Genomic DNA, 6,144 nt, shown 5'->3' on the forward strand with positions numbered 1-6,144 from the left:
GCGGGACCGCGGCCGGATTCCCGACGGTGGTGCGACTGGGGCGGGACTCAGGGTCCTTGGCAGGACTGCGGCGTGGCTCAGGGTCGGTGGCGGGACTGCGGCCTGGCTCGGGGTCGGTGGCGGGACTGCGGCCTGGCTCAGGGCCGACGGCGGGACCGCGGCCGGATTCCCGACGGTGGTGCGACTGGGGCGGGACTCAGGGTCGGTGGTGCGAGCGCGGCGGGGCTCACGGGCGGCGGCGGGACTGGGGTGGGATGCGGACGGGGAGCGCGCCCTGGATCCGGCCGCGGGCGTGCGGCGGGGGGAACCGGCCGCCCTCGGCGTCGAGGGGCCGCGGCCGCTCGAGCGCGGACCGCGCGGCCACGAGCTCGGCGATGCGCGCACCGCACCGCCGCCCCTCCAGGTGCAGTCGGCCGACGTTGACCCGGTCGTCGGCGAGCAGGGTCAGCACGGCGGTCGGCCCGGCCGCGTAGGTCGCGAGGTAGCCGTCGGCCCCGCGCACCAGGAGTTCGCGGAAGTCCCCGCGGTCCGCCAGGTCGACCATGCGGCGTCCAACGCCGAGCGCCGCCGCGGTGAGCGCGGCCAGTCCATCGGGCTGGACGTCCGGCATGTCCTGGGCCAGGACGAGCCCGTCGGCGCCGGCCGCCAACGCCCCCGTCAGCTGCGGCATGCGGGCGCGCAGCCGGTGCAGTTCGTTCGCGACCTCGACCTCGACGGCCATGACCGTTGTCCCTTCGGCGCGTTGGCGACTGGTGCGGAGCAAGTGCGATGCGGCGCGGGATGGTTCGGGTGCCCCAGAGGGTACGGAACGCGGCGGCCGAAGGCGACGGCTTTGGCACATTCCCTTGGCATGCCCGGGATTCGCCCGGCGGCGCGCGCCGAACCGTCCGCAGAGCCGCACACCATGGCGGCCGGGAGAGGAAGACGGTCCGGTAGGGCGCGCGGGGGCGGACACCTGCGCGGAGGGAGGGCGCGCGGACGGCGGGCGCGCGCGGACGGGGCCCGTCCCGAAGCGGATGGTGGGCGGGCCCCGCCGCCCTCCCATTCTCCCGCCCCGGAGCCGCCGAGCCCATGGGTGAGAGCCGTCCGCCGTGGTGCACGGCGCACACCCCGGGCGGACGACGCACCCAGTGCGCGCGCCGCCCCTACGGACGCGACGGATGCCGTGGACACGGCGGATGCGGCGGATACGGGCAACCGGGCGGATTCGGACGCGTGACGGGCGTCGCGCCGGGGAAGGGGCTCTGAACGAGGGCGTTCTCGGGCGCCCTCGCCGCCATGCCGTCGGACCGCCCACCCCCTGTGGCGAGCGATACTGGCCTTCGCGCGTCGCCGCCCCGTCGTCGCCGCGCCGCCGCCCGGCCGCCCGCCCTCACGAATGGACTCATGCACATCGCCGCGACCGATTCGCCCATGACGCCCTCCACGGTGTGGCAGGCCCGTGGCCGCCACACCGGACCGACCGCGCCGGACGTCCTGCGCAAGAACCTCCAGACCCTCAAGGACGCCGGCGCCGTGCAGGATTTCGCGGAGCTGCCCGAAGCGGACACTCCGGACGGGGAGACGGCCTTCGAGGCCAGGTGGCAGCCCGAGGAGGAGGTGACGGTCCGCGCCCGGCTCACCCTCGCCGAGTGGTCGGGCGGAGGCCAGGAATGGACGCTCACGGCGGAGGCGGAACGCCCCTGGGACCAGCGCTGGCCGTCGCCCGCCGGCGTCTTCTGGCCCTGGGACGCGGACACCCCGTGGGGCCAGGAGACCGTCACGGGCGAGCGCTTCCTCGAGGTCAACCCGCTGCCCACGGACGAGAAGGAGCTGCGGCGCACGCTCCGGGCCGCCCTGCGCGACACCTGGGCCGTGCACATCGTCGTCCACGAGGCCATGACGCCCGACGAGCAGGGCCGCCGCTCGCTCGTCCCGCTGCTCCCGCCCGGCCTCCACCACCGGGTCGTCGAGCACCGGGCCGCCCCGCACCAGCTGCGCACGGTGAACTGGGCCCTGAAGGAGTCGGGCGCGGAGGTGCCGCGCGGCGGTGCGCTGGTGCTGCCCGGCGTGCCCGCTCCGGCCGACTACGACCCCGTCGCCTTCTCGGTGCGCAGCGTGTTCCTGGACGGCACGCATCCCACCGAGCTGCTGGACGCCGTCCGGCGGTTCGCCGCGCTGCCCCGGCCGCTGCCCGAGGGCGGCGACGCCGCGCTCACCGTGCTGCGGGAGGAGTGGCAGCTGCTCACCCTGGAGGAGGAACTCGCCCGCGAGCGCGCCCTGGTGGTGATGTACAAGGACGCGCTGGAGGCGATGACGGAGTCCCGCGACCTGTACCGGGAGGCCGCCGAGCACGCCCACGAGGCGCTGGCCGCGTACCGTGAGGCCGCGGTCGAGGCCGAAGCGGCCGGAGTGCCGCGGCAGGCGCCGGCCAAGCGGACCGGCTCGCCCTTCCAGCAGCTGGGCCGCACCCTGGAGCGGTTCAAGGAGTCCACCAAGGGCCTGTTGCCGGCGCCGGCGAGCACTCCTGGCGACGGACCGGAGCAGGACCGCACGCCCGGGCCCGACGCGGGAGAGGCGGGCTCCTCGCGCCCGTAGCCGAGGCCGCGCAGGCGCGCCCGCCGTACCGCGTCCGCCGTATCGCGCCTGCCCTACCGCGTCCGCCGTACCGCGTCCAGCGCCCTTCCTCGATTCACGGGGACGGCGCTGGACGCCCGCCTACGGCCGACAGCGGTATTCCTGCCGGAAACGGGCATTCGAGGAGTCGAAGCGGGGAAACCGACAGACAGGGACCGCGACCCGGGGTCCGGACAGGAAGCGCACAGCACGGCCGGACGTAGCGCGACGGACCACAGGGGAGGACCCGTGGATGCGCCAACCACGCTCGTCGTCGTCATCGCGGTGGCAGCCGTCGCGCTGTTCGTCGCGGCCGCCGCGGTGCTGACGCGGCTGATCCGGACCCGCCGGGGCCTCAGACGGGCCGGACTGCCCACCGGCCCGCGCTGGGTGTTCTGGGGGGCGGTCCTGTACTTCGTGTTTCCCGCCGATCTGCTGCCGGATCCGGTCTATCTCGACGATGTCGGCATGCTTGTGCTTGCCCTGCGTTCGATGCGCCGCGCCCCCGACGGCGCCGCCGGACACGTCTCCGAGCGGGTCCCCGACTGACCGCTGCGGAACACGTTTTCAGCACCGCTCGACCCGATCTCCCCTGCTCCACGCCCTGCTCGGCGTCCAACTCCCCGACGATCACGGAGAGTAAGGAAACCAACCACCCGTTCGATTCGTATAAGTGACTGAAGGGCGCACCCATCCAGCACCAAGCAGCGGGCCCGAGTGACGTCGCACAGCGGCACCGCTTGATCGAGGCAGTACCGACGAGGGAGAGACGATGCAACCGTTCACGCTCAACTACGCACGCCCCGCGGCAGAGTTGGAGTTCGCCACTCCGTATGCCTACGACCCCGGAATGCAGTTGAACGTACTTTTCGACGGCCGGATCGCCGCTCGCGACCACGCCCTCCTGCGCGAACTGGCGACCACCACCTCGACAGCGGGCTCCAAGACCCACTTCGACGACTGAACACAGGCCGACGAAAAATGACCGTGCTCATCCTGACCTGTGAAGAGGACGTCACGGCGGACATGGTGGTCGTGCACCTGAACGCCGCGGGCGTCCCCGTAGTCCGGCTCGATCCAGCCGATCTGACCCACACCGTCGCGCTCTCCGGCGAGTACGTGCACGGAGCCTTCCGCGGCCATCTGTCCTCCGCAGGACGGCTGGTGACCCTCGAGGGGCTGCGGTCCGTGTGGGTCCGCCGGCCCGGCTCCCCGGCGGCCCGCGCGCCGCAGCCGTCCGCGTGGCTGACGGAGGAGGCCTCACAGGCGCTCTACGGCATGCTCCGAGGGACCGGGGCGCGCTGGATGAACCACCCGGACGCGTCCGTCCGGGCCCGGCACAAGCCGTGGCAGCTGCGGCTCGCCCAGCGCAGCGGCCTGCCCGTGCCGGCCACGATCGTCACGACGTTCCCGCAGGCGGCCCGTGAGTTCGCGGACCGCTATCCGGACCTGGTGGTCAAGCCGGTGTCCGGGGCGCATCCGCAGGATCCGCCCCGGGCCGTGCCCACCACCCGGGTCCCGCCGGACGCCGACTTCGCCGCCGTGGCCTACGGCCCGACGCTGCTGCAGCGCCGGGTGGCCAAGCGGGCCGACATCCGGCTGACCGCGGTCGGCGACCGCATTTTCGCCGCCCGCAAGGACACCGTCCCCGGCGGCGACCCCGACGTCGTGGACGTGCGTTATTCGCCCTCCGTGACGCCCTGGCGTCCGGCCGACGTGCCGCCGCGCCTGGCCGAGGCGGTGAGGAGGTATCTGCGGGAGGCGGAACTCGCTTACGGCGCCTTCGACTTCGCCGAGGACGCCGACGGCACCTGGTGGTTCCTGGAGTGCAACCAGTCGGGTCAGTTCGGCTTCGTGGAGGTGGACACCGGTCAGCCCATCGCCCGCACCATCGCCGAGTGGCTGGCCGGGCCGCCGGCGGAACGCGACGCCCGGCGTGCCGACCGATGCGGCTCCGCGGCCCAGTGAGACGCCCCGACGCGGCCGGAGCTCGGGGAAGCTCCGCCGCGCCGGGCCCGTCCACCCGCCGTCGGCGCCGGGACCCCGCTCCGGTGGACCGGATGCCGACGGGCCCGGAGTCGCATGCCGGACGGCCCGGGGCCGGACGCCGCACGGCGGGTCCCGGCCGTTGCACGGCCTCAGACGGCTTCAGACGGCCAGCGACAGTCCGTCCGAGCCCTCTGCGGGCGTGCGCGTCGCCGACGCGGACTGCAGCAGGGCGTCCGCCGCGGCGACCGCCTCACGGACGTCGGCCGTGCCCATGAGCACGCACAAGGTGTAGGTCACGTCCTGGAGTTCACGAGCCGCCTGCGGCGTCTCCCTCTCCGCCTGTGCGATCTTCAGCGTCGCGTAGCGGGTCAGCAACGTCCTGGCGATTTTCGGGTCCGGAACGATCACGAGCGCCCCTCTCTGTGTTGTGCGCTGCGTGTGCCCCGTCTCCGGCGAATCATGCATGACACACGGACTTGTCACCCCCCAGGGGCGCGATCCGGCCACGGACCGTCGGACGATCCGGGCGCCGCGCAGATCGCGACGTCGGTCGTCCGGCGGTCGAGTCAGACGGCGGCGTCCAGTTCCGCGAGTTCGTCGGCCGTCAGGACGAGTTCCGTCGCGGCGAGGGAGTCGAGGATCGTCTCGGGCCGGCTGGCGCCCGGGATCGGCACGACCACCGGCGACCTGGCGAGCTCCCAGGCCAGGCACACGCGCTGCGGGCTGACCCCGTGCTCCTCGGCGACATGGGCGAACGGCGCGTAGGAGGAGCCCAGTTCGCGGGCGCGGGAGATGCCGCCGAGCGGGCTCCACGGCAGGAAAGCGATGCCGAGCTCGTCGCACAGGCGCAGTTCGGGCTCGCTGGAGCGGAAGGCCGGCGAGAACTGGTTCTGCACGGCGACCAGGCGTCCGCCGAGGATGTCGTTCGCCTCCCTGATCTGCGCGGGGTCGGCGTTGGAGATGCCGGCGGCGCGGATCTTGCCCTCGTCCAGCAGTTCCCGTACGGCGCCGACGGACTCCGCGTAGGGGATGCGCGGATCGGGGCGGTGGAACTGGTACAGGCCGATCGCCTCCACGCCGAGCCGGCGCAGCGACGCCTCGCAGGCCGCCTTGAGGTGGGCGGGGCTGCCGTCGAGGGTCCAACTGCCGTCGCCGGGGCGCAGATGGCCGCCCTTGGTGGCGACGAGGACGTCGGCGCCGCGATCGTGGGAGGCGAGGGCCTTGGCGATCAGGGTCTCGTTGTGGCCGACCTCGTCGGCGTGGAGGTGGTAGGCGTCCGCGGTGTCGATCAGGGTCACGCCGGCGTCGAGCGCGGCGTGGATCGTCGCCAGGGAGCGTGCTTCGTCCGGTCGTCCCTCGATCGACATGGGCATGGCCCCGAGGCCGATCGCGCTGACGTCCAGTTCACCGATGCGGCGGGTCTGCATGGGGTGGCGACCTCTTCTTCCCGGGTGCGGTGGGGCAGGGAGAGGTCCGGTGCGCGGGACGGTGGACGGATTGCGGTTGGCGGTGGCCAGGGGCAGCCATGCCAGCATGTGGCCGTAGCCGCCGCACACCGAC

7 protein-coding genes are annotated in these 6,144 nt (G+C 73.7%); 4 read left to right on the top strand and 3 right to left on the bottom strand.

What is annotated here, in order from left to right:
• Positions 1-226: 226 nt before the first annotated feature.
• Positions 227-721: a roadblock/LC7 domain-containing protein gene (locus ABT300_RS40295; protein ID WP_351687034.1), complete on the bottom strand. Its 495-nt coding sequence runs from the start codon at positions 719-721 to the stop codon at positions 227-229.
• Positions 722-1,386: 665 nt separating this feature from the next.
• Between ABT300_RS40295 and ABT300_RS40300 the strand changes: the two genes are divergently transcribed.
• The 4 genes from ABT300_RS40300 to tgmB all read left to right on the top strand — a co-directional run bounded on the left by ABT300_RS40300 (position 1,387) and on the right by tgmB (position 4,563).
• Entirely contained in the window at positions 1,387-2,577 is a 1,191-nt protein-coding gene (locus tag ABT300_RS40300) for a hypothetical protein (protein ID WP_351687036.1), read from the top strand.
• 267 nt (positions 2,578-2,844) lie between these two features.
• Positions 2,845-3,144, top strand: coding sequence for a YkvA family protein (locus ABT300_RS40305; protein WP_351687038.1), 300 nt, complete (start codon positions 2,845-2,847; stop codon positions 3,142-3,144).
• Between the two features lie 223 nt (positions 3,145-3,367).
• Entirely contained in the window at positions 3,368-3,559 is a 192-nt protein-coding gene (gene tgmA / locus ABT300_RS40310) for a putative ATP-grasp-modified RiPP (RefSeq protein ID WP_107445626.1), read from the top strand.
• Positions 3,560-3,576: 17 nt separating this feature from the next.
• Positions 3,577-4,563: an ATP-grasp ribosomal peptide maturase gene (tgmB, locus tag ABT300_RS40315; protein WP_351687041.1), complete on the top strand. Its 987-nt coding sequence runs from the start codon at positions 3,577-3,579 to the stop codon at positions 4,561-4,563.
• 180 nt (positions 4,564-4,743) lie between these two features.
• On the opposite strand, the gene ABT300_RS40320 is transcribed toward tgmB, so the two are convergent.
• On the bottom strand, positions 4,744-4,992 hold the full coding sequence (locus tag ABT300_RS40320) for a DUF5133 domain-containing protein (RefSeq protein WP_351687043.1): 249 nt from the start codon (positions 4,990-4,992) through the stop codon (positions 4,744-4,746).
• 158 nt (positions 4,993-5,150) lie between these two features.
• Positions 5,151-6,011 (bottom strand): aldo/keto reductase, encoded by an 861-nt coding sequence (locus ABT300_RS40325; RefSeq protein WP_351687046.1) that lies wholly within the window; start codon positions 6,009-6,011, stop codon positions 5,151-5,153.
• Positions 6,012-6,144: the final 133 nt, after the last annotated feature.

The organism is Streptomyces sp. NPDC001027 (genome assembly GCF_040299045.1).
Taxonomy (GTDB): domain Bacteria; phylum Actinomycetota; class Actinomycetes; order Streptomycetales; family Streptomycetaceae; genus Streptomyces.

Excerpts from the sequence above, each read along its gene's own strand:
- ABT300_RS40295 (WP_351687034.1), bottom strand. The coding sequence starts at position 721 with ATGGCCGTCGAGGTCGAGGTCGCGAACGAACTGCACCGGCTGCGCGCC.
- ABT300_RS40300 (WP_351687036.1), top strand. The coding sequence starts at position 1,387 with ATGCACATCGCCGCGACCGATTCGCCCATGACGCCCTCCACGGTGTGG.
- tgmA (WP_107445626.1), top strand. The coding sequence starts at position 3,368 with ATGCAACCGTTCACGCTCAACTACGCACGCCCCGCGGCAGAGTTGGAG.
- tgmB (WP_351687041.1), top strand. The coding sequence starts at position 3,577 with ATGACCGTGCTCATCCTGACCTGTGAAGAGGACGTCACGGCGGACATG.
- ABT300_RS40325 (WP_351687046.1), bottom strand. The coding sequence starts at position 6,011 with ATGCAGACCCGCCGCATCGGTGAACTGGACGTCAGCGCGATCGGCCTC.